Origin of the sequence: Streptomyces sp. DH37, assembly GCF_029813835.1 — a bacterium.
Taxonomy (GTDB): Bacteria; Actinomycetota; Actinomycetes; order Streptomycetales; family Streptomycetaceae; genus Streptomyces.
Window position 1 is genome coordinate 159,980 of the sequence record NZ_JARVKV010000006.1, and the last position, 23,923, is coordinate 183,902.

At 74.3% G+C, this 23,923-nt stretch carries 22 protein-coding genes and 1 pseudogene; 2 read left to right on the plus strand and 21 right to left on the minus strand.

Annotated elements, in window-relative coordinates; genetic code table 11:
• Nucleotides 1-49 precede the first annotated feature (49 nt).
• On the minus strand, nt 50-982 hold the full coding sequence (gene fmt, locus QC029_RS05720; RefSeq protein WP_279554295.1) for a methionyl-tRNA formyltransferase: 933 nt from the start codon (nt 980-982) through the stop codon (nt 50-52).
• 284 nt (nt 983-1,266) lie between these two features.
• On the opposite strand from fmt, the gene QC029_RS05725 reads away from it, so the two are divergent.
• On the plus strand, nt 1,267-1,896 hold the full coding sequence (locus QC029_RS05725; RefSeq protein WP_279554296.1) for a hypothetical protein: 630 nt from the start codon (nt 1,267-1,269) through the stop codon (nt 1,894-1,896).
• Nucleotides 1,897-2,023: 127 nt separating this feature from the next.
• On the opposite strand, the gene QC029_RS05730 is transcribed toward QC029_RS05725, so the two are convergent.
• From QC029_RS05730 to pyrR, 14 genes are all read right to left on the minus strand, one after another.
• On the minus strand, nt 2,024-4,174 hold the full coding sequence (locus QC029_RS05730) for a primosomal protein N' (RefSeq protein WP_279554297.1): 2,151 nt from the start codon (nt 4,172-4,174) through the stop codon (nt 2,024-2,026).
• Nucleotides 4,175-4,285: 111 nt separating this feature from the next.
• Nucleotides 4,286-5,494: a methionine adenosyltransferase gene (metK, locus tag QC029_RS05735; protein WP_279554298.1), complete on the minus strand. Its 1,209-nt coding sequence runs from the start codon at nt 5,492-5,494 to the stop codon at nt 4,286-4,288.
• A 237-nt stretch (nt 5,495-5,731) separates the two neighbouring features.
• Nucleotides 5,732-6,961 (minus strand): bifunctional phosphopantothenoylcysteine decarboxylase/phosphopantothenate--cysteine ligase CoaBC, encoded by a 1,230-nt coding sequence (gene coaBC, locus QC029_RS05740; protein ID WP_279554299.1) that lies wholly within the window; start codon nt 6,959-6,961, stop codon nt 5,732-5,734.
• Nucleotides 6,962-7,138: 177 nt separating this feature from the next.
• Nucleotides 7,139-7,411: a DNA-directed RNA polymerase subunit omega gene (rpoZ, locus tag QC029_RS05745; RefSeq protein ID WP_279554300.1), complete on the minus strand. Its 273-nt coding sequence runs from the start codon at nt 7,409-7,411 to the stop codon at nt 7,139-7,141.
• Between the two features lie 120 nt (nt 7,412-7,531).
• Nucleotides 7,532-8,089: a guanylate kinase gene (gmk, locus tag QC029_RS05750; RefSeq protein WP_279554301.1), complete on the minus strand. Its 558-nt coding sequence runs from the start codon at nt 8,087-8,089 to the stop codon at nt 7,532-7,534.
• A gap of 38 nt (nt 8,090-8,127) precedes the next feature.
• Nucleotides 8,128-8,451 (minus strand): integration host factor, encoded by a 324-nt coding sequence (locus QC029_RS05755; RefSeq protein WP_093656674.1) that lies wholly within the window; start codon nt 8,449-8,451, stop codon nt 8,128-8,130.
• A 339-nt stretch (nt 8,452-8,790) separates the two neighbouring features.
• Nucleotides 8,791-9,645, minus strand: coding sequence for an orotidine-5'-phosphate decarboxylase (gene pyrF, locus QC029_RS05760; protein ID WP_279554302.1), 855 nt, complete (start codon nt 9,643-9,645; stop codon nt 8,791-8,793).
• A complete protein-coding gene (locus tag QC029_RS05765) occupies nt 9,645-10,769 on the minus strand; it encodes a quinone-dependent dihydroorotate dehydrogenase (RefSeq protein ID WP_279554303.1) in 1,125 nt (374 codons plus the stop codon). The genes pyrF and QC029_RS05765 overlap by 1 nt, the downstream gene beginning before the upstream one ends.
• A 105-nt stretch (nt 10,770-10,874) precedes the next feature.
• Nucleotides 10,875-14,186: a carbamoyl-phosphate synthase large subunit gene (gene carB, locus QC029_RS05770; protein WP_279554304.1), complete on the minus strand. Its 3,312-nt coding sequence runs from the start codon at nt 14,184-14,186 to the stop codon at nt 10,875-10,877.
• Nucleotides 14,179-15,321 (minus strand): glutamine-hydrolyzing carbamoyl-phosphate synthase small subunit, encoded by a 1,143-nt coding sequence (carA, locus tag QC029_RS05775; RefSeq protein ID WP_279554305.1) that lies wholly within the window; start codon nt 15,319-15,321, stop codon nt 14,179-14,181. Before carA ends, carB begins: the two co-directional genes overlap by 8 nt.
• Nucleotides 15,318-15,965: a hypothetical protein gene (locus tag QC029_RS05780; RefSeq protein WP_279554306.1), complete on the minus strand. Its 648-nt coding sequence runs from the start codon at nt 15,963-15,965 to the stop codon at nt 15,318-15,320. The genes carA and QC029_RS05780 overlap by 4 nt, the downstream gene beginning before the upstream one ends.
• Complete coding sequence (locus QC029_RS05785; RefSeq protein ID WP_279554307.1) at nt 15,962-17,248, minus strand: dihydroorotase; 1,287 nt, start codon at nt 17,246-17,248, stop codon at nt 15,962-15,964. Before QC029_RS05785 ends, QC029_RS05780 begins: the two co-directional genes overlap by 4 nt.
• Before the next feature lie 4 nt (nt 17,249-17,252).
• A complete protein-coding gene (locus QC029_RS05790; protein ID WP_279554308.1) occupies nt 17,253-18,260 on the minus strand; it encodes an aspartate carbamoyltransferase catalytic subunit in 1,008 nt (335 codons plus the stop codon).
• A 90-nt stretch (nt 18,261-18,350) separates the two neighbouring features.
• A complete protein-coding gene (gene pyrR / locus QC029_RS05795; RefSeq protein ID WP_279554309.1) occupies nt 18,351-18,947 on the minus strand; it encodes a bifunctional pyr operon transcriptional regulator/uracil phosphoribosyltransferase PyrR in 597 nt (198 codons plus the stop codon).
• Nucleotides 18,948-19,177: 230 nt separating this feature from the next.
• Here pyrR and bldD point away from each other — a divergent pair, with 230 nt between their 5' ends.
• Nucleotides 19,178-19,678: a transcriptional regulator BldD gene (bldD, locus tag QC029_RS05800; protein ID WP_093662576.1), complete on the plus strand. Its 501-nt coding sequence runs from the start codon at nt 19,178-19,180 to the stop codon at nt 19,676-19,678.
• A 315-nt stretch (nt 19,679-19,993) separates the two neighbouring features.
• On the opposite strand, the gene nusB is transcribed toward bldD, so the two are convergent.
• From nusB to QC029_RS05830, 6 genes and pseudogenes are all read right to left on the minus strand, one after another.
• A complete protein-coding gene (gene nusB / locus QC029_RS05805) occupies nt 19,994-20,422 on the minus strand; it encodes a transcription antitermination factor NusB (protein ID WP_279554311.1) in 429 nt (142 codons plus the stop codon).
• 2 nt (nt 20,423-20,424) lie between these two features.
• The gene (gene efp, locus QC029_RS05810) at nt 20,425-20,991 is read right to left on the minus strand and encodes an elongation factor P (RefSeq protein ID WP_279554312.1); all 567 of its coding nucleotides are present in this window, start codon (nt 20,989-20,991) and stop codon (nt 20,425-20,427) included.
• A 60-nt stretch (nt 20,992-21,051) separates the two neighbouring features.
• Nucleotides 21,052-22,176: an aminopeptidase P family protein gene (locus tag QC029_RS05815; protein ID WP_279554313.1), complete on the minus strand. Its 1,125-nt coding sequence runs from the start codon at nt 22,174-22,176 to the stop codon at nt 21,052-21,054.
• A gap of 82 nt (nt 22,177-22,258) precedes the next feature.
• On the minus strand, nt 22,259-23,188 hold the full coding sequence (locus tag QC029_RS05820; RefSeq protein WP_279554314.1) for an AAA family ATPase: 930 nt from the start codon (nt 23,186-23,188) through the stop codon (nt 22,259-22,261).
• A 152-nt stretch (nt 23,189-23,340) separates the two neighbouring features.
• Nucleotides 23,341-23,796, minus strand: coding sequence for a type II 3-dehydroquinate dehydratase (gene aroQ, locus QC029_RS05825; protein WP_279554315.1), 456 nt, complete (start codon nt 23,794-23,796; stop codon nt 23,341-23,343).
• Nucleotides 23,793-23,923 (minus strand): annotated as a pseudogene (locus tag QC029_RS05830) (3-dehydroquinate synthase); the annotation flags it as partial. The pseudogene QC029_RS05830 and the gene aroQ, both read right to left, overlap by 4 nt.

A 23,923-nucleotide genomic window follows, 5' to 3' on the forward strand; every position in this document is an offset into this window, starting at 1 on the left:
GCGCCCCGCCCGGGGCGGGACGGACCGCCGGAGCGGGACGGACCGCCCCTCACTCCCCCAGGCGCTCCCCCTGGGGGATGCGCACGCCGCGCGCCCAGTCGGCGGCGGACATCGGCTTCCTGCCCTGCGGCTGGACCCACAGCAGTTCGACCGCGTGCGACCCGGTTCCGGCGTGCACGGTGTTCTTGCCGACGGCCAGCTCGCCGGGGGCCAGGTCGGTGCGGTCGGGCGCGGGGGCGACCTGCCGCAGCTTGAGCCGCTCGCCGCGGAAGAGCGTCCAGGCGCCGGGCGCGGGCGAGCAGCCGCGCACCACGCGGTCCACGCGCAGGGCGGGGGCGGCCCAGTCCACGCGGGCGTCCTCGACCGTGATCTTGGGGGCGAGGCTGACGCCCTCCTCGGGCTGGGGGACGGCCCGCAGCGTGCCGTCCTCGATGCCGTCCATGGTGGCGGCCAGCAGCCCGGCGCCCGCGAAGGCCAGCCGGGTCAGCAGGTCGCCGCTGGTGTCGGTGGGCCGGATCTCCTCGGTGACCACGCCGTAGACCGGCCCGGAGTCGAGCCCCTCCTCGATGAGGAAGGTGGAGGCGCCGGTGACCTCGTCCCCGGCCATGATCGCGTGCTGGACGGGCGCGGCGCCGCGCCAGGCCGGCAGCAGTGAGAAGTGCAGGTTGACCCAGCCCCTGGCCGGGACGTCGAGCGCGACCCGGGGCAGCAGCGCGCCGTAGGCGACGACCGGGCAGCAGTCCGGGGCGATCTCGCGCAGGCGGGCGAGGAAGTCCTCGTCGCGCGGCCGGGCGGGCCTGAGGACCTCGATGCCGGCCTCCTCGGCCCGCTGCGCGACCGGGCTCGCCACCAGGCGGCGCCCGCGTCCGGCCGGCGCGTCGGGCCGGGTGACGACGGCCGCGACCTCGTGCCTCTCCGATGCGATCAGGGCGTCGAGGGCGGGGACGGCCACCTCGGGGGTGCCGGCGAAGACGAGCCTCATCGGTGCGGGACCACCTCTCGGAGACGGACATGAGACCGCGCCGGGACGCGGGGAGGCGCCGGGCGCGGGACGGCGCACCAGTCTACGGCCCGTCACGGCGGCGGAACCGGTGGGCGCTCCGGGCGCTCCCCGAGGGCGTATGGCTCCAGGTGCGCGACCTTGCGACCGCCCTCGCGCTCCCTCAGCGTGACCCCGGCGCCCGGTGCGGCGTTGGTCAATGCAGCTTGACCGAAACGGCCGCAGACGCGGCCGGTCGATCCCACGCCGGTCCGAGAGGCTTGACCATGGCCGACCACGCCACCCCCGACGCCCGGGCACGGGCCAGTCTGCACCTGCTGGTGCGGGACATCGAGCGGGTCCGCCGGCAGGTGGACGCGCTGCGCACCCTGACCGCGCAGCTCGGCAACGTCTACCGGCCGCGGCGCACGGGTCCGTCCACGGGCTTCGTCGTCTACGGCAGGGCTCCGGCCCCCACCGTGCGGCTCGCCCAGGAGCTGCGCGACAGCGTCGAGGCGCTGGTGACGGCGGCGGTGGAGTTCGACCGCTCGCTGGGCTTCTCGTGGGACGCGGTCGGCTCGGCCCTCGGCGTGACCAAGCAGGCCGTCCACCGCCGCTACGGCTCGCGCCGGGCCGCCGCCCAGCCGGGCGGCACGGCCACCGCCACGGTGGCGGCGCCTGCCACCGCCGCCCCTACAACCACCGCCGCTCCCACAACCGCCTCCGCCGCCGACGGGGCGGAGGCGGTGCCGCGGACCTCCCGGGACGAGGAGGGCCCCGGGGCGGCCGCACGCTCCGTGACCGTGGGACCGGGTACCCCGCCGGTGTCCGCCACCGCCCCTCAGCCGCCCGGGCGGCCGACGCAGCCGCCGTCGGACTCCCGCCCGGGCGCCCTCCCCGGCCCCCGCAACGGCTGACCCCCTCCTCAGCCGTCTCCCCCGCCGCCCGGCGTCCGGCCGCATCCCCTCGGCCGGACGCCGGGCGGCCCCGCGTCCCCGTGCGCACGGGGCCGTCCCGCGGGCCCGGTGCGGGGCCGGCGCACGGTCAGCCGATGTCCTCGGGGTCGATGCGGACGCGTACGGGCGCGCTCTCGCGGCGTGCGAGACGGGCCGCCCGCGCGGTCCTCAGCGCGGTGGCGAGCGCCGCGCCGCTGCCCGGCGGCACCCTCACCAGGGCCCGGTCCCACCGCTCGCCCGGTGGACGCCCGCCGGGGCGCCGGGGCCGCCCCGGCTCGGGCGCCGGCAGCGGCACCGGGCCCAGGACCTCGGCGTCGGCGGGCAGTTCGGCCGCGGCCAGCAGCTCGGCGACGGCCTCGGGCGGCCCGGTCACCGCGGCCATCCGGGACACCGGCGGGAAGCCCAGCTCGGCACGCTCGGCCAGCTCGCGCCGGGCGTGCCCGGCCGGGTCCCAGCGCACCAGCGCCTGGACGGGGCGCAGCGTCGGCTCGGCCATCACCACCACCGTGCCGCCCTCGCCGTGGGGGCGCACCAGCGCGGCGGCGTCCAGCCAGCGGCGCAGCGCCTCCTCCCCCGCGCGCAGGTCGGGACGGGAGAGCAGCGCCCAGCCGTCCAGCAGCAGGGCCGCCGCGTAGCCCGGTCCCTCGGCGACCGGTTCCGCGCCGGGGGTGCTGACCACCAGCGCGGGCCGGTCGGGCACCGTGTCCAGGACGTGGTCGCGGCCGGAGGTGCGGACGGGCACGGCGGGGAAGGCGCGGCCCAGCTCCTCGGCGGTGCGCCGGGCGCCGAAGACCCGGCCCCGCAGCCGTGCGCCGCCGCACTCCGCGCACGACCAGCCGGGCTCGTCGCGGCCGCACCAGCCGCAGCGGGGCGGGGCGCCGGCGCCGGTGGCCTCCAGGGGGCCGGAGCAGTGGGCGCAGCGCGCGGGTTCGCGGCAGCGCTCGCAGGCCAGCCGGGGCACGTAGCCGCGCCGCGGCACCTGCACCAGCACCGGGCCGCGCGTCAGCGCCTCGCGCACCGTGCTCCAGGCGAGGGTGGGCAGCCGGGCGGCGCGTGCGGCCGGGTCGCGCGCCTCGTCGCCGTCGCCGACGGTGCGGACCAGGGGGGCGCTCGCGCGCACCGCGTCGCGGTCGGCGGCCAGCGGGCGGGCCCAGCCGGTCTCGACGAGCTGGGCGGCCTCCACGGTGCAGCCGTGCGAGCCCAGCAGGAAGGCGCACTTCTCCCGGGCGGTGCGCAGCAGCAGCACCTCGCGGGCGTGCGGCATGGGCTCGTGGGGGTCGCGGTGGCTGGAGTCCCCGTCGTCCCAGATGGCGACCAGCCCCAGGTCGCGCACGGGCGCGAACATCGCGGCGCGGGTGCCGACGACGCAGCGCACCGCGCCGCGGTTGACGGCGAGCCAGCGGCGGTAGCGGGCCTCGGCCCCGGAGTCGGCGGTGAGCAGGACGTGCCGGCCGTCGCCGACCAGGGCGGTGAGGGCGGCGTCCACACGGGCGGCGACCCGCCCGTCGGGCAGGACGGCGAGCGCGCCGCGGCCGGAGGCCAGGGTGGCGGCCAGCGCCCGGGCCAGCTCGTCGGGCCAGTGCGGCCCGGGCAGCGCCGTCCACACCGCGCGGGGGGACTCGCCCCCGGCCAGCGCCCGCAGGTAGCCGGGCCCGGCCGGGTAGCGCGCCCAGGAGGCCGCCTCGGGCCGCGGGGGCGGCGGTCCGGCGGACCCGGCCGCCGCCTTCTCCGCACGGGCCATGCGCGGCGGCACGGCGAGCTGGACGACGTCGGCCAGCGCCCCGGCGTAGCGGTCGGCGACGGCGCGGCACAGCCGCAGCAGGCCGGGGCCGAGGACCGGCTCCGGGGAGAGGACCTGGGCGATGGGGGCGAGGACGCCGGGGAAGTCGGAGTCCGCGCGCCGTTCGACGATGAAGCCGTTGACCAGCCCGCCGCCCTCGCGGCGCCCGCCCCGCTCCCCGGCCCCGAAGCGCACCCGCACCCGCGCGCCGGGCCGGGCCTCGGCGTCCATGACGGCGGGGACGGCGTAGTCGAAGAGGCGGTCGAGGTGGAGCAGCCCCTTGTCGACCAGGACGCGGGCGACGGGGTCGCGTTCGGCGAGCTCGGCCCCGCGCCAGGTGCGCGGCCGGGCGCGGGGCGGCTTGGCCCGGCGGACGGTCTCGCGGATCAGCGCGAGCTGCTCGCCCCCCGGCGGATCGTCCGCCGGGGGCCTGCCCGGCCGCTCGTCCTCGCTGCTCACAGCCCTCAGTCCTACCAGAACCCACTGACACGGCCCGGGTCCGGGCGGGCAGCCGCGGATCCGGGCCGTGCCGGTGGTGTGCCGGTGGTGTGCCGGTGGTGTGCGCCGCCGCTACAGTCCGGCGGCGGTGCGCAGGGCGTCGGTGCGGTCGGTGCGCTCCCAGGTGAAGTCGGGCAGCTCCCGGCCGAAGTGGCCGTAGGCGGCCGTCTGGGCGTAGATCGGCCGCAGCAGGTCCAGGTCCCGGATGATGGCGGCCGGCCGCAGGTCGAACACCTCGCCGATGGCCCGCTCGATCCGCTCGGGGTCCACGGTGGAGGTGCCGAAGGTCTCCACGAACAGCCCCACCGGCTCGGCCTTGCCGATCGCGTACGCCACCTGCACCTCGCACCGCGACGCCAGCCCGGCGGCCACCACGTTCTTGGCCACCCACCGCATCGCGTACGCGGCCGAGCGGTCGACCTTGGAGGGGTCCTTGCCGGAGAAGGCACCGCCGCCGTGCCGGGCCATCCCCCCGTAGGTGTCGATGATGATCTTCCGGCCGGTCAGGCCCGCGTCCCCCATCGGGCCGCCGATCTCGAACCGTCCGGTGGGGTTGACCAGCAGGCGGTAGCCGTCGGTGTCCAGCTTGATCCCGTCCGCCACCAGACCGGCCAGCACGTGCTCCACCACGAACTCCCGGATGTCCGGGGCCAGCAGCGAGTCCAGATCGATGTCGGAGGCGTGCTGGGAGGAAACCACCACGGTGTCCAGCCGCACGGCCTTCTCCCCGTCGTACTCGATGGTCACCTGCGTCTTGCCGTCCGGGCGCAGGTAGGGGATGGTCCCGTTCTTGCGCACCTCGCTCAGCCGGCGCGAGAGCCGGTGGGCCAGGTGGATCGGCAGCGGCATCAGCTCCGGCGTCTCGTCGCAGGCGTAGCCGAACATCAGGCCCTGGTCGCCGGCGCCCTGCCGGTCCAGCTCGTCCTCATCGCCCTCCACGCGCTGCTCGTAGGCGGCGTCCACGCCCTGGGCGATGTCCGGGGACTGCGCCCCGATGGAGACCGACACCCCGCACGAGGCGCCGTCGAAGCCCTTCTTGGAGGAGTCGTAGCCGATGGCCAGGACGGTGTTGCGCACCAGGGTGGGGATGTCGGCGTAGGCGGCGGTGGTGACCTCGCCGGCCACATGCACCAGACCGGTGGTGATCAGCGTCTCCACCGCCACCCGGGAGGCCGGGTCCTGCTCCAGCAGGGCGTCGAGAATGGTGTCGCTGATCTGGTCGGCGATCTTGTCGGGGTGACCCTCGGTCACGGACTCCGAGGTGAACAGGCGGCGGGACACATCGCTCCCTGGGTTTGCAGCGGCTGCTGGCTGACTTGGTGTGCGGATCCGGCGTCGGGCTGCGCCCGAGCGCGGTCCGTCGTCAGTTTATCCGCAGCTCGTCACGGATCGGCCAGGACGTCTCGCACTGCGACACGACCCGGCGCACCGCACGGCTCGCGCGGAAGGGGAGGGACCGCGCCCGGAACGGGCCGCCCGCCCAGGTGGCGCGGCTCCTCGGCCCCTTCCCCGGGGCGTTCACCGTGTGTTCAGCATGTGGACGACCTTGTCCCAGAGCGTGTCGGCGAGGGCCTCCTTGGGGCCGTGCGGCACGGGTGTCTCACTGCCGTCCGCGCCCAGGACGACGGCCTCGTTCTCCTCCGAGCCGAACGTCCTGTCCTCCCCGACCTCGTTGACGACCAGCAGGTCGCACCCCTTGCGGGCGAGCTTGGCCCGGCCGTTGGCCAGGACGTCGTCGGTCTCGGCGGCGAAGCCGACGACCACCTGCCCGGGGCGGGGGCGGGCGGCGGAGAGTTCGGCGAGTTCGGCGAGGACGTCGGGGTTGCGGACCAGGGCGATCGGCTCCGGTTCCCGGCCCTCCCGCTTCTTGATCTTCCCCTGGGCGTAGCGGGCGGGCCGGAAGTCGGCCACGGCCGCGGCCATGACCACCGCGTCCGCGTCCTCGGCGGCCTTCAGCACGGCCTCCCGCAGCTGCGCGGCGGTGCCCACCCGCACCACGTCCGCGCCCGCGGGATCGGGCAGGGCGGTGTTGGCGGCGACCAGGGTCACCCGCGCCCCGCGCGCCACCGCGGTGCGGGCCAGGGCGTACCCCTGGCGGCCGGAGGAGCGGTTGCCCAGGAAGCGGACCGGGTCCAGCGGCTCGCGGGTGCCGCCCGCGCTGACCACGACGTGGCGTCCGGCCAGGTCGCGCCCGGGCGCGGCGCCGCGGGCGAGGACCCGGCGGCAGACCTCGAAGATCTCGCCGGGGTCCGGCAGGCGGCCCTTGCCGGTGTCCTTGCCGGTCAGCCGGCCGACGGCGGGCTCGACGACGACCGCGCCGCGGCGGCGCAGGACGGCCACGTTCTCCTGGGTGGCGGGGTGCTCCCACATCTCGGTGTGCATGGCGGGCGCGAAGACCACCGGGCAGCGCGCGGTGAGCAGGGTGTTGGTCAGCAGGTCGTCGGCGAGGCCGTGGGCGGCCCGGGCGAGCGTGTCGGCGGTGGCGGGCGCGACGACGACCAGATCGGCCTCCTGCCCGATGCGGACGTGCGGGACCTCGTGGACGTCCTCCCACACCCCCGTGGTCACGGGGTTGCCGGACAGCGCCGCCCAGGTGGGCTCGCCCACGAACCTCAGCGCCGATCCGGTCGGCACCACCCGTACGTCGTGGCCGGACTCCGTCAGCCTCCGCAGCAGCTCGCACGCCTTGTAGGCGGCGATGCCGCCGCTGACCCCCAGGACGACTCTGGGCTTGTCGGACCTGTCCATCCCTCGCCTCTCCCCGGCTCCGCGGCCCGCGGGCCGCTCACTCGCGTCGCGGGCGGGCGCGCCCGAGGACGCGCCCGCCGGTACCCATGACACACCACGGGCCCGGCAGCCGCGCTGCCGGGCCCGTGGCGGTGGTGCTGGTGTGCGGCTCCGCGGCCGCCGACGGCGGCCGGGGCCTCACTGCGCCGGGTTGTCGACGGCCTCGGAGGTCAGCAGCCCCGCGTTGATCTCGCGGAGCGCGATCGACAGCGGCTTCTCGTGGACGTGGGTGTCCACCAGCGGGCCGACGTACTCCAGCAGGCCCTCACCGAGCTGCGAGTAGTAGGCGTTGATCTGGCGCGCGCGCTTGGCGGCGTAGATCACCAGGCTGTACTTCGAGTCGGTGGCTTCGAGCAGCTCATCGATCGGCGGGTTGATGATGCCCTCGGGCGTGGTGATGGAAGAGGACACGCTCTGCCTTCCGCTGCGGTGGATAAGACGGGCAGTGATCCGGCCGGGCCCCCGGGGCGGGCGGCCCCCAGCCGGTGTCCCGGAGCCCGGCGGCTGTCCTGCCCGGTGGTCCGGCGACGATCACGAAACCTTCATCAAGGCTAGCAGCTCGCGGCTGACGTCCTCGACGGAGGTGTTGACCAGGGTCACGTCGAACTCCGACTCGGCGGCCAGCTCGACCCTGGCGGCCGCCAGCCGCCGCTCGATGACCTCGGGCGACTCGGTGCCGCGGCCGGTGAGCCGGCGGACCAGCTCGTCCCAGCTGGGCGGGGCCAGGAAGACGAGCCGGGCCTCGGGCATCGACGCGCGGACCAGCCGCGCGCCCTGGAGGTCGATCTCCAGGAGCACCGGGTCGCCCGCCTCCAGCCGGTCCAGCACGGCCCGCCGCGGGGTCCCGTAGCGGTTGCCCGCGAACTCGGCCCACTCCAGCAGCTCGCCGTTGGCGACCAGCTTGTCGAACTCCTCGTCGTCCACGAAGAAGTACTGGACGCCGTGCTGTTCGCCGGGGCGCGGCCTGCGGGTGGTGGCGGACACCGAGAGCCAGATCTCCGGGTGGACCTTGCGCAGATGAGCGACGACCGTGCTCTTGCCGACCCCGGAGGGGCCGGAGAGCACGGTCAGTCGCGGACGTTCACTCATACGGCGATTATCCCGGTTCCCAGGGGGACCTGGAAACGTCAGGCGGAACCGCCGCCGAACTCGCGCTCGAGGGAGGCGATCTGGTTGGAGCCCAGGCCACGCACCCGGCGGCTCTCGGAGATGCCGAGCCGCTCCATGATCTGGCGGGCCCGGACCTTGCCGACGCCGGGCAGGGACTCCAGGAGGGCGGAGACCTTCATCTTGCCGATGACGTCGTTCTCCTGGCCCTGCTTGATGACCTCGTGGAGCGAGGCGCCGGAGTGCTTCAGTCGGTTCTTGACCTCGGCGCGCTCCCGGCGAGCCGCGGCGGCCTTCTCGAGCGCGGCTGCGCGCTGTTCAGGGGTAAGGGGCGGAAGAGCCACGCCTACGTCACCTCGGATGTCGAACTGGTCGGATGTTGGTCGGTGAGGAACCTAGTGTTCCCGCACCTGGTGAGCAACGAGCAACACGTCTCCTCGGTCCCCCGGACCCGGGTACGCCCCGGACCCCCGGTCCTCCGGACCTGCGAGAACCCCGGAATTCGCGGTGCTCTCGTCGGAGACTAGCGGCCCTTGGCGTCTGAGTCAGCGAGAACAGACGAAAAGTCCAGGTCAGACTCAAGCCGACCTGGACATTTCCTGACAAAGGGGTGGTTCGGCGGGCCGATTCCGCAAGGTTCCCCGGTTTTTCCGGACGCTCCGGTTCTGCCCGGGCGCCGGGACTCAGCCCAGGACCTCCCGCAGTGCGCCTGCCTCCCGCGCGGCGGCCTCCCGCAGGGCCCGCGGCGACGGCCCCCGGCCCAGCACGCCCCGGCTGATGCTCGGCACCACGTTGCGCACCGCGTCGCCGAAGACCTCCGGCAGGTCGGCGGCGGTGGCCCCCTGCGCCCCCAGCCCCGGGGCCAGCAGCGGGCCGTTGACCGCCAGGTCCGCGCCGGTCTCCCCCAGCGTCGCGCCGACCACGGCGCCGACCGAGCCCAGCGGGGCCGCCCCGGCGTTCTCCCGCGCGATGTGGTCGAGCACCGTCTGGGCGACCGACGCGCCGCCCGCCGCGGTGGCGCGCTGCACCTCGGCGCCCTCCGGGTTGGAGGTGAGGGCGAGCACGAAGACGCCCGCGCCCGCCGCCCGCGCGGCGTCCAGCGCGGGCCGCAGCGAGCCGAAGCCCAGGTACGGGCTGACGGTGACGGCGTCGGAGAACAGCGGGCTGCCCGGGTCGAGGTAGGCGGCGGCGTAGGCGGCCATGGTGGAGCCGATGTCGCCGCGCTTGGCGTCGGTGAGCACCAGGGCCCCGGCCGAGCGGGCGTCGGCGATCGCCCGCTCCAGCACGGCGATCCCGCGCGAGCCGAAGCGCTCGAAGAAGGCGGACTGCGGCTTGAGGACGGCGACCCGGTCGGCGAGGGCGTCCACGACCGTGCGCGTGAACCGCTCCAGGCCCGCCACGTCGTCGTCCAGGCCCCAGGCGGTGAGCAGCGAGGCGTGCGGGTCGATGCCGACGCACAGCGGGCCGCGGTCGTCCAGGGCGCGGCGCAGCCGGGCGCCGAAGGGCTCGGGGGCCCGCGGGGTCTGCGGGGCGGTCATCAGGGGGTCACCTTCCGGGTGTCGGCGCCGACGGCCTCGGCGAGGGTGGCGTACGGGCTCGCGGCCAGGCGCGCGGCCAGGCCCCGGTGGACGCGGCGGCACCACAGCGGCCCCTCGTAGACGAAGGCGCTGTAGCCCTGGACGAGGGTGGCCCCGGCCAGGACGCGCTCCCAGACGTCGTCGGCGGTGCGCACCCCGCCGACGCCGACGAGCGTGACGCGGTCGCCGACGCGCGCGTACAGCCGCCGCAGCACCGCCAGGGACCGGTCCTTCAGCGGCGCGCCGGACAGGCCGCCGGCGCCGATGGCCTCGATCTCGGCCCGGTCGGTGACCAGGCCGAGGCCGTCGCGGGCGACGGTGGTGTTGGTGGCGATGATGCCGTCCAGGCCCAGTTCGACGGCGAGGTCGGCGACCGCGTCGACGTCCTCGTCCGCCAGGTCGGGGGCGATCTTGACCAGCAGCGGTACGCGGCGGCCGGGCACCGCGGCGTCGGCGGCCTCGCGCACGGCCGCGAGCAGCGGGCGCAGGTGCTCGGTGGCCTGGAGGTTCCGCAGGCCGGGGGTGTTGGGCGAGGAGACGTTGACGACGAGGTAGTCGGCGTACGGGGCCAGCCGGGAGGCGGAGAGCGCGTAGTCGCCGGCGGCCTCGCTCTCGGGGGTGACCTTGGTCTTTCCGATATTGACGCCGACGGTGGCGGGGAAGACGGCCCGGCGCCCGGCCAGGCGGGCGGCCACGGCGGCGGAGCCGTCGTTGTTGAAGCCCATGCGGTTGATCAGCGCCCGGTCCGCGACCAGGCGGAACAGCCGCTGCCCGGGGTTGCCGGGCTGGGCGTGCGCGGTGACGGTGCCGATCTCGACGTGGTCGAAGCCGAGCATGGTGAGCCCGTCGATGCCGACGGCGTTCTTGTCGAAGCCGGCGGCCAGCCCGAAGGGGCCGCGCATCCGCAGGCCGAAGGCCTCGGTGGCCAGGGCACGCGCCTGCGCCCGGCTCGGGGCCGCGACGGCCGCGACCAGGGCGCGCAGGCCGGGGACGCGGGCCGCCAGCCGGATCAGGGCGAACGCCAGGTGGTGGGCCCGCTCGGGGTCCATACGTCTGAACAGCAGGGTGAACAGCAGGGGGTACATGCGGGTCTTCCGGGCGGCGGGGCGGCGGGGCGGTAAAGGGATCCGGCGGGTGCTCTCGCGCCGGGGGTGGGGGGACGCCGCTGCCGGCGTCCCCCCACCCCGCGGTCACTCCCCGCGGGCGGCGATCAGGTGTTCCGCGTGCTCCTGGAGCGAGCGGACGCCGACGTCCCCGCGCGAGGTGGCCTCGATGCCCTGTACGGCGGCGGCCAGGGCCTGGACCGTGGTCAGGCAGGGCACGGAGCGGGCGACCGCGGCGGTGCGGATGTCGTAGCCGTCGAGGCGGCCCCCGGTGCCGTAGGGGGTGTTGACGATGAGGTCGACCTCGCCGTCGTGGATGAGCTGGACGATGGTCTTCTCGCCGTTCGGCCCCTCGCCCTCGCTCTGCTTGCGCACCACGGTGGCGTCGATGCCGTTGCGGCGCAGCACCTCGGCGGTGCCGGAGGTGGCCAGCAGCTCGAAGCCCATGGCGACCAGCTCACGGGCCGGGAAGATCATCGAGCGCTTGTCGCGGTTGGCCACCGAGACGAACGCCCGGCCCTTGGTGGGCAGCGCGCCGTACGCGCCGGCCTGCGACTTGGCGTAGGCGGTGCCGAAGACCGAGTCGATGCCCATGACCTCGCCGGTGGAGCGCATCTCCGGGCCGAGCACGGTGTCCACGCCGCGGCCCTGGACGTCGCGGAAGCGGCTCCAGGGCAGCACGGCCTCCTTCACCGAGATCGGCGCGTCCAGCGGCAGGGTGCCGCCGTCGCCGCTCGCCGGCAGCATGCCCTCGGCCCGCAGCTCGGCGATGGTCGCGCCCAGCGAGATCCGGGCGGCGGCCTTGGCCAGGGGCACGGCGGTGGCCTTGGAGGTGAAGGGGACGGTGCGCGAGGCGCGCGGGTTGGCCTCCAGGACGTAGAGGATGTCCCCGGCCAGCGCGAACTGGATGTTGATCAGTCCGCGCACCCCGACGCCGCGCGCGATGGCCTCGGTGGAGGCCCGCAGCCGCTTGATGTCGTGGCCGCCCAGGGTGATCGGCGGCAGGGCGCAGGCGGAGTCGCCGGAGTGGATGCCGGCCTCCTCGATGTGCTCCATCACGCCGCCGAGGTAGAGCTCGGCGCCGTCGTAGAGCGCGTCGACGTCGATCTCGATGGCGTCGTCGAGGAAGCGGTCGATCAGCACCGGGTGCTCGGAGATCAGGCCGGCGTGGCGGGTGAGGTACTCCGCCAGCGACGGCTCGTCGTAGACGATCTCCATGCCGCGCCCGCCCAGCACGTAGGAGGGGCGGACCATGACCGGGTAGCCGATCCCGGCGGCGATCTCCTTGGCCTCCTCGAAGGAGAAGGCGGTGCCGTACTTGGGCGCGGGCAGCCCGGCCTCGGCCAGCACCCGGCCGAAGGCGCCGCGGTCCTCGGCCAGGTGGATGGCCTCCGGGGAGGTGCCGACGACGGGGACGCCGTTGTCCTTGAGCGCCTGGGCCAGGCCCAGCGGGGTCTGGCCGCCGAGCTGGACGACGACGCCCGCGACGGGGCCGGCCTGCCGCTCGGCGTGGACGACCTCCAGGACGTCCTCCAGGGTGAGCGGCTCGAAGTACAGCCGGTCGGAGGTGTCGTAGTCGGTGGAGACGGTCTCGGGGTTGCAGTTGACCATCACGGTCTCGTAGCCCGCGTCGCGCAGCGCGAAGGAGGCGTGGACGCAGGAGTAGTCGAACTCGATGCCCTGGCCGATGCGGTTGGGGCCCGAGCCGAGGATGATCACCGCGGGCCTCGTGCGCGGCGCGACCTCGCTCTCCTCGTCGTAGGAGGAGTAGAAGTACGGGGTCCGCGCGGCGAACTCGGCGGCGCAGGTGTCGACCGTCTTGTAGACGGGGCGCACGCCGAGGGTGTGGCGGACCTCGCGGACGACGTCCTCGCGCAGGCCCCGGATCGCGGCGATCTGCGCGTCGGAGAAGCCGTACCGCTTGGCCTCGGCCAGCAGTCCGGGGTCGAGGCGGGAGGCCCCGGCCAGCTCGTCGGCGATCTCCTTGACCAGGAAGAGCTGGTCGACGAACCAGGGGTCGATGCGGGTGGCCTCGAAGACCTCCTCGGGGCTCGCCCCGGCCCGGATGGCGGCCATGACGGTGTTGATCCGGCCGTCGGTGGGGCGCCGGGCGGCCGCCAGCAGCTCGTCCTTCTCCCCCACCGGGGAGGTGAAGTCGAACTGGCTGCCCTTCTTCTCCAGCGAGCGCAGCGCCTTGTTCAGCGCCTCGGGGAAGTTGCGGCCGATGGCCATGGCCTCGCCGACCGACTTCATGGTGGTGGTGAGGGTGGAGTCGGCGGCCGGGAACTTCTCGAACGCGAAGCGCGGGACCTTGACCACCACGTAGTCGAGCGTGGGCTCGAAGGAGGCCGGGGTCTGCTCGGTGATGTCGTTGGGGATCTCGTCGAGGGTGTAGCCCACGGCCAGCTTGGCGGCGATCTTGGCGATCGGGAAGCCGGTGGCCTTGGACGCCAGCGCCGAGGAGCGCGAGACGCGCGGGTTCATCTCGATGACGATGACCCGGCCGTCCTCGGGGTTGACGGCGAACTGGATGTTGCAGCCGCCGGTGTCGACGCCGACCTCGCGGATGACGGCGATGCCGATGTCCCGCAGGGTCTGGTACTCGCGGTCGGTCAGCGTCATCGCCGGGGCCACGGTGATGGAGTCGCCGGTGTGGACGCCCATCGGGTCGAAGTTCTCGATGGAGCAGACGACCACGACGTTGTCGTTGCGGTCGCGCATCAGCTCCAGCTCGTACTCCTTCCAGCCGAGGATGGACTCCTCCAGGAGCACCTCGGTGGTCGGGGAGAGCGCCAGGCCCTGGCCCGCGATGCGGCGCAGCTCCTCCTCGTCGTGCGCGAAGCCGGAGCCGGCGCCGCCCATGGTGAAGGAGGGCCGGACGACGACGGGGTAGCCGCCGAGTCCCTCGACGCCCGCCAGGACCTCGTCCATGGAGTGGCAGATGACCGAGCGGGCGGACTCGCCGTGCCCGATCCTGGCGTTGACCGCCTCCACGACGTCCTTGAACTGGTCCCGGTCCTCGCCCTTGCGGATCGCCTCGACGTTGGCGCCGATCAGCTCGACGCCGTACTTCTCCAGGGCCCCCGCCTCGTGGAGGGAGATCGCGGTGTTCAGCGCGGTCTGGCCGCCGAGGGTGGGCAGCAGCGCGTCGGGGCGCTCCTTGGCGATGATCTTCTCGACGAACTCCGGCGTGATCGGCTCGACGTAGGTCGCGTCGGCGATCTCCGGGTCGGTCATGATCGTGGCCGGGTTGGAGTTGACCAGGATGACGCGCAGGCCCTCGGCCTTCAGGACGCGGCACGCCTGGGTTCCGGAGTAGTCGAACTCGGCGGCCTGCCCGATGACGATCGGGCCCGAGCCGATGACCAGGACGGACTGGATATCGGTGCGCTTAGGCACGCTGGCCCTCCATCAGGGAGACGAAGCGGTCGAAGAGGTACGCGGCGTCGTGCGGTCCGGCCGCCGCCTCGGGGTGGTACTGGACGCTGAACGCGGGCCGGTCGAGCAGGCGCAGGCCCTCGACCACGCCGTCGTTGAGGCAGACGTGGGAGACCTCGGCGCGCCCGTAGGGGGTGTCGCTGGGCGCGTCGACGGGGGCGTCGACGGCGAAGCCGTGGTTGTGCGCGGTGACCTCGACCTTGCCGGTGAGCCGGTCCTGCACGGGCTGGTTGATGCCGCGGTGGCCGTACTTGAGCTTGTAGGTGCCGAAGCCGAGCGCGCGCCCGAGCACCTGGTTGCCGAAGCAGATGCCGAACAGCGGCGTGGAGCGCTCCAGCACCCCGCGCATGACGGAGACGGGGTGGTCGGCCGTGGCGGGGTCGCCGGGTCCGTTGGAGAAGAACACCCCGTCCGGGTCGACCGCGTAGACGTCCTCGACCGTGGCCGTGGCGGGCAGCACGTGGACCTCGATGCCGCGCTCGGCCATCCGGTGCGGGGTCATGCCCTTGATGCCCAGGTCGACGGCGGCGACGGTGAGGCGCTTGGTCCCGATCGCGGGGACGGTGTACGCCTCGGTGGTGGCGACCTCCGCGGCGAGGTCGGCGCCGGTCATCTCGGGGGCGGCCTTCACCCTGGCCAGCATGGCCGCCTCGTCGGTGACGGCGTCGCCGGAGAAGATGCCGACCCGCATCGCGCCGCGCTCGCGCAGGTGGCGGGTGAGCGCCCGGGTGTCGACGCCGCTGATGCCGACGACGCCCTGGGCGGTCAGCTCCTCGTCCAGGGTGCGCACCGAGCGCCAGTTGGAGGGCACCCGGGCGGGGTCGCGCACGACGTAGCCGGCCACCCAGATCCGCCTCGACTCGGGGTCCTCGTCGTTGACGCCGGTGTTGCCGATGTGCGGGGCGGTCATGACGACCACCTGGCGGTGGTAGGACGGGTCGGTCAGGGTCTCCTGGTAGCCGGTCATGCCGGTGGAGAACACGGCCTCGCCGAGGGTCTCGCCCACGGCCCCGTAGGCGTGGCCGCGGAAGGTGCGGCCGTCCTCCAGGACGAGTACGGCGGGCACCCTGGAGGCTTTGCGGGCGGAGGTCGTCATCGTGCGCCTTCCTCGTGGTGCGTGGTGGCGGCAGCGTCAGTGGTGCCGTGGGGTTCGTCTGTGGTGCCGGAGGGCCCGCCGGAGGACCCGGTGGACATCGCCCGGAGGGCTTCCAGCCAGGCGGTGTGCTCGGCGGCGCGGTCGGAGCGGAAACCGGAGTCGAGCAGGCGGTCGCCGTGCTCCCAGGTGATCACCAGCAGGCCGTTCTCGGTGAGGACCTTGCCCGCGATGCCCTTGTCGAGCCGCGCGCCGCGCAGCCGGTCGGCCGGGATGAAGAAGTCGTTCGCCCCGGGCCGCACCACGTCCACGCCGTGCTCGGTGAGGGTGAGCTCGACGCGGCTGCGGGCGCCCAGTCCGTGGGCGACGATCCGGTCCAGCCACTGCCCGGCCGTGGTGGAGCCGTGGTAGCGGCCGGTCATGGTGAACTTCGGCTCGCCGGGGCCGGCGGGCGCCTGGGGCAACTCGGGGAGGTCGGACTGGAGCACCGAGCGCCACGTCCAGCCCTCCCGCATCAGCCAGTACACCAGGGCGACGACCAGGAGGAGGCCGATCACCCAGGCGATCCGGGGCGCCCAGTCCGTGACCTGCTGCGACTCGGGCGCCGCGGCGTACCGGATGGCCAGTGATGCCGGTGGGAGGTTCATGCGAGCTCTCCGTCCATGACTGTCGCCCTGCCCCGCAGGAACGTGTGCGTGACGCGGCCCGGCAGCTCGCGGCCCTGGTAGGGGGTGTTCCGGCTGCGGGAGGCGAAACGTGCGGAATCCACCGCTCCACGGTAGGACGGATCGACCAGGACGAGGTTGGCGGGCTCACCAGCCGAGATGGGCCGCCCGTGGCCGGCCAGGCGCCCGATGGCCGCCGGGCGGAAGGACATGCGGTCGGCGACGCCCGCCCAGTCCAGCAGTCCGGTCTCCACCATCGTGTGCTGGACGACGGACAGGGCGGTCTCCAGGCCGACCATGCCCATGGCGGCCGCGCCCCACTCGCAGTCCTTGTCCTCGTGGGGGTGCGGGGCGTGGTCGGTGGCGACGCAGTCGATGGTGCCGTCGGCCAGCGCCTCGCGCAGGGCGGTCACGTCGGCCTCGGTGCGCAGCGGCGGGTTGACCTTGTAGACCGGGTCGTAGGAGCGCACCAGCTCGTCGGTGAGCAGCAGGTGGTGCGGGGTGACCTCGGCGGTGACGTTCCAGCCCTTGGACTTGGCCCAGCGCACGATCTCCACCGATCCGGCGGTGGACAGGTGGCAGATGTGCACCCGGGAGCCCACGTGCGCGGCCAGCAGCACGTCGCGGGCGATGATCGACTCCTCGGCGACCGCGGGCCAGCCGCCCAGGCCCAGCTCGGCGGAGACCGTGCCCTCGTTCATCTGGGCGCCCTCGGTCAGGCGGGGCTCCTGGGCGTGCTGGGCGATGACGCCGTCGAAGGCTTTGACGTACTCCAGCGCCCGGCGCATGATCACCGCGTCGTCCACGCACTTGCCGTCGTCGGAGAAGACGCGCACCGAGGCGGCCGAGTCGTGCATCGCGCCCAGCTCGGCGAGCTGCTTGCCCTCCAGGCCGACGGTGACGGCCCCGACCGGCTGCACGTCGCAGTAGCCGGACTCCCTGCCCAGCCGCCAGACCTGCTCGACGACGCCGGCGGTGTCGGCGACGGGGAAGGTGTTGGCCATGGCGTGGACGGCGGTGTAGCCGCCGGCCGCGGCGGCGCGGGTGCCGGTCAGCACGGTCTCGGAGTCCTCGCGGCCCGGCTCGCGCAGGTGGGTGTGGAGGTCCACCAGGCCCGGCAGCAGGATCTGCCCGCCGGCCTCGACCACGCGGGCGCCGGCCGCGTCCAGGCCGGTGCCGACGGCCTCGACGGTCCCGCCGTCGACCAGGACGTCCTGTGGCTCGCCGCCCAGCACCTTCGCGCCGCGGATCAGGATCTTGCTCATGGGGTTACCTCTCCTCGGTACGGGCGGTGGCGTTGGCGTGGTCGGAGCCGCCGAGCAGCAGGTACAGGACGGCCATGCGGATCGAGACGCCGTTGGCGACCTGCTCGGTGACGGTGCAGCGCCCGGAGTCGGCGACCTCGGCGGTGATCTCCATGCCCCGGACCATGGGCCCGGGGTGCATCACGACGGCGTGCTCGGGCATCCGGCCCATGCGCAGCGCGTCGAGGCCGTAGCGGCGGGAGTACTCGCGCTCGGTGGGGAAGAAGGCGGCGTTCATCCGCTCGCGCTGGACGCGCAGCATCATCACGGCGTCGGACTTCGGCAGCACCGCGTCCAGGTCGTAGGAGACCTCGCAGGGCCAGGCCTCGACGCCGACCGGCAGCAGGGTGGGCGGGGCCACCAGGGTGACCTGGGCGCCGAGGGTGTTCAGCAGGTCCACGTTGGACCGCGCGACCCGGCTGTGCAGGATGTCGCCGACGATGGTGATCCGCCTGCCGGCGAGGTCCCGGCCGAGCCCGGCGTCCGGGCCCACGAGGCGGCGGCGCATGGTGAACGCGTCGAGCAGCGCCTGGGTGGGGTGCTGGTGGGTGCCGTCGCCCGCGTTGATGACGGCGGCGTCGATCCAGCCGGAGGTGGCCAGGCGGTACGGGGCCCCGGAGGCGCCGTGCCGGATGACGACGGCGTCCACGCCCATCGCCTCCAGGGTCTGGGCGGTGTCCTTGAGGGACTCGCCCTTGGAGACCGAGGACCCCTTGGCGGCGAAGTTGATGACGTCGGCGGAGAGCCGCTTCTCGGCGGCCTCGAACGAGATGCGGGTGCGGGTCGAGTCCTCGAAGAACAGGTTGACGACCGTGCGGCCGCGCAGCGCGGGCAGCTTCTTGATGGGCCGGTCGGCGAGGCGGGCCATCTCCTCGGCGGTGTCGAGGATGCGCACGGCGTCGTCGCGGGTGAGGTCGGCGGCCGAGATCAGGTGACCGGAAGTCCGGGGGTTGCCCCCGGGGAAGAGCGGCATCTGGATGTGCTCCGGTGTGTGGAGGTGTCGAGGCGTGCGGGCACGCGGGCGCGCCCGCAGGAGCTGCTGGGCTCGGGGAGGGGGCGCGCGCTACCGCTCGCCGGCCGGAGCGGTCTCGCGCACGCCCAGGAGCACGCCGTCGCGGCCGTCCTCCTCGGTGAGCTGGACCTTGACCGTCTCCCGCAGCGACGTGGGGAGGTTCTTGCCGACGTAGTCGGCGCGGATCGGCAGTTCGCGGTGGCCGCGGTCGACCAGGACCGCGAGCTGCACGGCGCGGGGGCGGCCGATGTCGCCGAGCGCGTCGAGCGCGGCCCGGATGGTGCGGCCCGAGAAGAGCACGTCGTCGACCAGGACGACCAGGCGTCCGTCGACGCCCTCGCCGGGGATCTCGGTGCGGGCCAGGGCGCGGGCCGGGCGCAGGCGCAGGTCGTCGCGGTACATGGTGATGTCGAGCGAGCCGACCGGCAGCGGCCGTCCGGTGATCTCCTCCAGCTTGGTGCCCAGCCGCCGGGCCAGGTGCGCGCCGCGGGTGGGGATGCCGAGGAGGACCACGTCGTCGGCGCCCTTGGCGCGTTCGACGATCTCGTGGGCGATGCGGGTGAGGACCCGCGCGATGTCCGGCGCCTCCAGTACGGGGCGGACCGGGCCGGGACTGTTTCCGTCCGGTTTTTCCATGGGGGTGTCCATGGGGAACGGACCTCCTTCCCCGCCTCACGGGACGGGCCTTAAAGGACGTCGGATGGTGCGTCGTCAACGGTACCAGGCCCGTTCCGGGCTCCTGCCCCGGGCGCTCACCGGGGCCTGCCGCGCGGGCCGCGCATCCCGCGCACCCCCGGTATGGACCGGCCCGGCTTGACGCCGTACATTACGCTGCGTAACATCACAGTGAGTTACGAAGACGTCCCCCGGGGAGCCATATGTCCAGCGAATACGCCAAACAGCTCGGAGCCAAGCTCCGCGCCATCCGCACCCAGCAGGGCCTTTCCCTCCACGGTGTCGAGGAGAAGTCCCAGGGCCGCTGGAAGGCGGTCGTGGTCGGCTCGTACGAGCGCGGTGACCGTGCCGTGACCGTGCAGCGGCTGGCCGAGCTGGCGGACTTCTACGGCGTCCCGGTGCAGGAGCTCCTGCCGGGCAGCACGCCGGGCGGAGCCGCCGAGCCGCCGCCGAAGCTCGTCCTGGACCTGGAGCGGCTCGCCCACGTGCCCTCCGAGAAGGCGGGCCCGCTGCAGCGGTACGCCGCGACGATCCAGAGCCAGCGCGGTGACTACAACGGCAAGGTGCTGTCGATCCGCCAGGACGACCTGCGCACCCTCGCCGTCATCTACGACCAGTCGCCCTCGGTGCTGACCGAGCAGCTCATCAGCTGGGGTGTGCTGGACGCCGACGCCCGTCGCGCGGTCCAGCACGAGGAGGCCTGAGACGCCCCCTCCACGGCATCCCCGGCGCGGCCGACCGCCGTGCGCGACCTCAGGGCCGTGGTGACGCACCGGCGGAACCGCAGAAACGTACCGCCACCGGGCGGGCCCTCGTCCGAGGGGTCCGCTCCCGGTGGCGGTCGCGTTTTTCACGGCGCCTTCCACGGCACCTTCAAGGTGTCTTCCACGGTGTCCTCCAGCGCGCCTTCCACTGCGCCTTCCGCGGCTCGCCCGGCGGACGGACGAGGGGCCCGGGACACCGTCGGTGTCCCGGGCCCCTTCCGTGCCGGTGCGGCTCCGTGCGCGCGTGGCGGCGGGTCAGACGCGCCTCAGCGTCGGCTTGAGTTCCTTCAGACGGCCCAGCAGGCCGTTGACGAAGGTCGGGGAGTCGTCGGTGGAGAACTCCTTGGCGAGCTGCACCGCCTCGTCGATCACCACCGCGTCGGGGACCGCGTCCTCCCAGATCAGCTCGTACGCGCCGAGCCTCAGGAGATTGCGGTCCACCGCCGGCATCCGGTCCAGCGTCCAGCCGACGGCGTAGGTGGCGATCAGCTCGTCGATCCGGTCCGCGCGCTCCGCGTACCCCTCGACGAGCTGCATCGTGTACTCGCCGACCGGCGGCTGTCGCTCGTCGGTCCGCGCGTGCCGGATCCAGTCCGCCAGCACGGCCGTCACGGCGCTGCCGCGCTGGTCGGCCTCGAACAGGATCTGGAAGGCCCGTTTACGTGCCTTGGTGCGGGCTGCCACGGTTAGCTGTTCACCCGGCCGAGGTACTCGCCGGAACGGGTGTCGACCTTGATCTTCTCACCGGTGGTGATGAAGAGCGGCACGCCGATCTCGTGGCCGGTCTCCAGCCGGGCGGGCTTGGTGCCGCCGGTGGAGCGGTCGCCCTGGACGCCCGGCTCGGTGTACTCGATGACCAGCTCGACGGCGGCGGGGAGCTCGATGAACAGCGGGTTGCCCTCGTAGACGGCGACCGTGCACTCCTGGCCCTCCAGGAGGTAGTTGGCGGCGTCGCCGACGACCTCGGGGCCGATGGGCATCTGGTCGTAGGTCTGGGTGTCCATGAAGACGAAGTCGGCGCCGTCCTTGTAGGAGAACTGCATGCCGCGCTTGTCGACGGTGGCCGTCTCGACCTTGGTGCCGGCGTTGAAGGTCTTGTCGACCACCTTGCCGGAGAGCACGTTCTTGAGCTTGGTGCGGACGAAGGCGCCGCCCTTGCCGGGCTTGACGTGCTGGAACTCGACAACGGACCAGAGCTGGCCCCCTTCGAGCTTGAGCACCATGCCGTTCTTGAGGTCGTTCGTGGTGGCCACGGTCGCGGAATCTCCTGAGACTGCTGCTGCTGCGGAAGACCGAAGGACCCGCGGCCCGCGTCACAGGGCGAGCAGTTCCTTGGTCGTGATGGTGAGTAGCTCTGGTCCGCCGTCCGCCTGCGGGCGGACGACGAGCGTGTCGTCGATCCGGACGCCGCCCCGTCCCGGGAGGTGGACCCCCGGTTCGACGGTGACCGGCACACAAGCGTCCAGTTTACCCATGGCCGCGGGGGACAACCGAGGGTCCTCGCCGATTTCGAGCCCGACACCGTGCCCGGTGCGGGACTCCAGCACGTCGCCGTACCCGGCCGCCTCCAGCGGATGGCGGGCCGCCCGGTCGACCTCACGGTACTCCGTTCCCGGGAGCAGCGCCTCCCGCCCGGCGCGCTGGGCCGCGAAGACCAGGTCGTACAGCTCGATCTGCCAGTCGGCGGGGGCCGGGCCGATCACGAAGGTGCGGCCGATCTGGCAGCGGTAGCCGCGGTAGAGGGCGCCCAGCCGCACGGTCAGGAAGTCGCCCTCCTCCACCCGGCGCTCGCCGGGGCGGTGGCCGGGAAGCCCGGAGTTGCGGCCGGTGGCGACGGAGGTGGGGAAGGCGGGACCGTCGGCGCCGTGGTCCACCAGCCGCCGCTCCAGCTCCAGCGCCAGATGGCGCTCGGTGCGGCCCACCAGGATGGACTCCAGCAGCTCGCCGAGAGCGTGGTCGGTGATCTCCGCCGCGATCCGCAGGGCCGCCAGCTCCTCCTCGTCCTTGACCAGGCGCTGCTGCTCCACCGCGCAGCCCAGATCGGTCAGGCGCAGCCGGGGCGCGGCGGCGGCCAGGGCCCGGTGCCGGGCCACGGTGAGGTCGTGCTCCTCCACCGCCAGCAGCGCCGTGCCGGCGGAGGCGGCCAGCTCGGCGGCGGCGACGGCCGGATCGGGGACGTCCGCGGGCAGGACGGCGCAGCGCAGGTCGTCGGTGCTCCGCGGCGGATCCGCGCGGCCGTCGGCGGTGGGCTCCGCCGGGCTCAGCAGGGTGTCGTGGCCGCCCTGGCCACCGGGGCCGAGCAGCAGGACCGCGCCGGGGACGGCGCAGCCGGTCAGGTAGCGGATGTTGGCGGGCCGGGAGACCAGGGCGGCCTCGTTGCCCGCCGCCGCCCAGCGGTCGCGCAGTCGGCTGCGACGGGCCACGTGCACCTCGGACATGCTTCCGAGCGTACGCACGGTGGCGTGCGGGGGCGTCCCGACACGTCCGGACGGGCGGTGCGCGCCGCCGCCCCGGGGCGCGCTACCAGCTCGGCGGACTGGTGAGGGCGCGGGCCACGGCCTCGTCCAGCAGCCGGGCGGTGGTGGCCACGTCCTGGCGGGAGTTGTCGATGATCGGCAGCCCGGAGCCGTACCAGCCCGCCATCCGCCCGTGGATGCGGGCGACCTCCTCGTCGGACAGGCGGCGGTTGCCGCTGCGCTCGGCGTTGCGCTCCAGCACGACCTCCAGGCCGGGCAGCAGCACGACGGGGATCAGGCCGGGGCCGACGTGGCGCTTCCAGCCGCCGAGGCCGACGACGGGCCGGTCGGGGAAGACGGCGTCGTCCAGGATGCAGGAAATGCCGTTGGCCAGGAAGTTGCGGGCGGCGAAGCCGCAGGTGCGGCGGGCGAGGCGGTACTGGGCCTCGGAGTGCTCGTTCCAGCCGGACTGGGGGTCGGCGAAGCCGGAGCGGACCCACTCGCGGACGTCGTCGAGGCTGATGTGCGCGGTGGGCACCCGGCGGGTGTCCGCCCAGTACCGGGCGACGGTGGTCTTGCCCGCGCCGGCCGGGCCGATGAGCAGGACGGCGACGGCGGCGGTGTGCGCGGCCTCCACCGTGACGGGCCCGGCGGCCGGATCGGCCGTGCCCGATATCTGCACCGGCGCACCGGGCGGCAGCCGGAGGTGCCCGGTGGCGTCCGGGGCCTGCGGCGGGGGCGCCGGGGTGGGCGCGGAACCCGGATGCGGACCCGGATGCGGAGGGGCCGGGTGCGGAGGCGCCGGAGCCGGGCGCGGAGCGGCGGGGGGAGCCTGGGGCGGCGGAGGCGGCGGGACCTGCCGCGGGGTGTTCCAGCCGGGGTGGACGGCGGGCGGCGGCTGCGCGTGGGGGTGGTGGTGCGGTGGATGTCCCTGGGGGTGGCCCTGGGGTGAGCCCGAGGGCGGGACGGGCCGCTGCGTCCCGTACTGCTGCATCCGGTCCCAACTCCCTTTCCGTCCGGGCGCGGCGGCCGGGCCCGGTGTGGGCCCGGCCGGACGTCACCTCGTCTGTCCGGCACCGAACGGTACCTTCCCCGGCCGGTGCCGTGTGAACGGCCGGCGGGACGGAGTGGTGCCCGTGGTTCGTCTCAGTCCCGCAACTGGTCGGCCAGGGCGCGCAGGGCCAGTTCGTAGGAGCCGATGCCGAAGCCCGCGATGGTGCCCGAGGCCACGGCCCCCACGACCGAGGTGTGGCGGAACTCCTCGCGGGCGTACGGGTTGGAGATGTGCACCTCGATCAGCGGCGCGGTGCGCTGGGCGGCGGCGTCGCGCATCCCGTACGAGTAGTGGGTGAACGCCCCGGGGTTGAGGACGACCGGGATCGACCCGTCGGCGGCCTCGTGGAGCCACCGGATCATCTCGCCCTCGTCGTTGGTCTCGCGGACATCCGCCTCCAGGCCCAGCTCCTTCCCCAGCGCGGTGCAGCGCTCGACGAGCCCGGCGTAGGAGGTGGAGCCGTAGACGTCGGGCTCGCGCGAGCCCAGCCGGCCGAGGTTGGGACCGTTGAGGACGAGCACCTTCCGCGGTGCCCCGGCGGCGCTCACGCGGCGATCTCCGCGTGGGCGGCGAGGAGCATCGCCGGGTCCGGGCCTTCCAGCACGGCGGGCCGGGCCAGACCGTCCAGCACGATGAAACGCAGCCGGTCGCCCCGGGTCTTCTTGTCCACCCGCA

What these genes read in the sequence shown, in the direction of transcription:
- fmt (WP_279554295.1), bottom strand. Translation starts at nt 982, where the DNA reads ATGAGGCTCGTCTTCGCCGGCACCCCCGAGGTGGCCGTCCCCGCCCTC.
- QC029_RS05725 (WP_279554296.1), top strand. Translation starts at nt 1,267, where the DNA reads ATGGCCGACCACGCCACCCCCGACGCCCGGGCACGGGCCAGTCTGCAC.
- coaBC (WP_279554299.1), bottom strand. Translation starts at nt 6,961, where the DNA reads ATGGACAGGTCCGACAAGCCCAGAGTCGTCCTGGGGGTCAGCGGCGGC.
- gmk (WP_279554301.1), bottom strand. Translation starts at nt 8,089, where the DNA reads ATGAGTGAACGTCCGCGACTGACCGTGCTCTCCGGCCCCTCCGGGGTC.
- pyrF (WP_279554302.1), bottom strand. Translation starts at nt 9,645, where the DNA reads ATGACCGCCCCGCAGACCCCGCGGGCCCCCGAGCCCTTCGGCGCCCGG.
- QC029_RS05765 (WP_279554303.1), bottom strand. Translation starts at nt 10,769, where the DNA reads ATGTACCCCCTGCTGTTCACCCTGCTGTTCAGACGTATGGACCCCGAG.
- carA (WP_279554305.1), bottom strand. Translation starts at nt 15,321, where the DNA reads ATGACGACCTCCGCCCGCAAAGCCTCCAGGGTGCCCGCCGTACTCGTC.
- QC029_RS05780 (WP_279554306.1), bottom strand. Translation starts at nt 15,965, where the DNA reads ATGAACCTCCCACCGGCATCACTGGCCATCCGGTACGCCGCGGCGCCC.
- QC029_RS05785 (WP_279554307.1), bottom strand. Translation starts at nt 17,248, where the DNA reads ATGAGCAAGATCCTGATCCGCGGCGCGAAGGTGCTGGGCGGCGAGCCA.
- QC029_RS05790 (WP_279554308.1), bottom strand. Translation starts at nt 18,260, where the DNA reads ATGCCGCTCTTCCCCGGGGGCAACCCCCGGACTTCCGGTCACCTGATC.
- pyrR (WP_279554309.1), bottom strand. Translation starts at nt 18,947, where the DNA reads ATGGACACCCCCATGGAAAAACCGGACGGAAACAGTCCCGGCCCGGTC.
- bldD (WP_093662576.1), top strand. Translation starts at nt 19,178, where the DNA reads ATGTCCAGCGAATACGCCAAACAGCTCGGAGCCAAGCTCCGCGCCATC.
- QC029_RS05815 (WP_279554313.1), bottom strand. Translation starts at nt 22,176, where the DNA reads ATGTCCGAGGTGCACGTGGCCCGTCGCAGCCGACTGCGCGACCGCTGG.
- QC029_RS05820 (WP_279554314.1), bottom strand. Translation starts at nt 23,188, where the DNA reads ATGCAGCAGTACGGGACGCAGCGGCCCGTCCCGCCCTCGGGCTCACCC.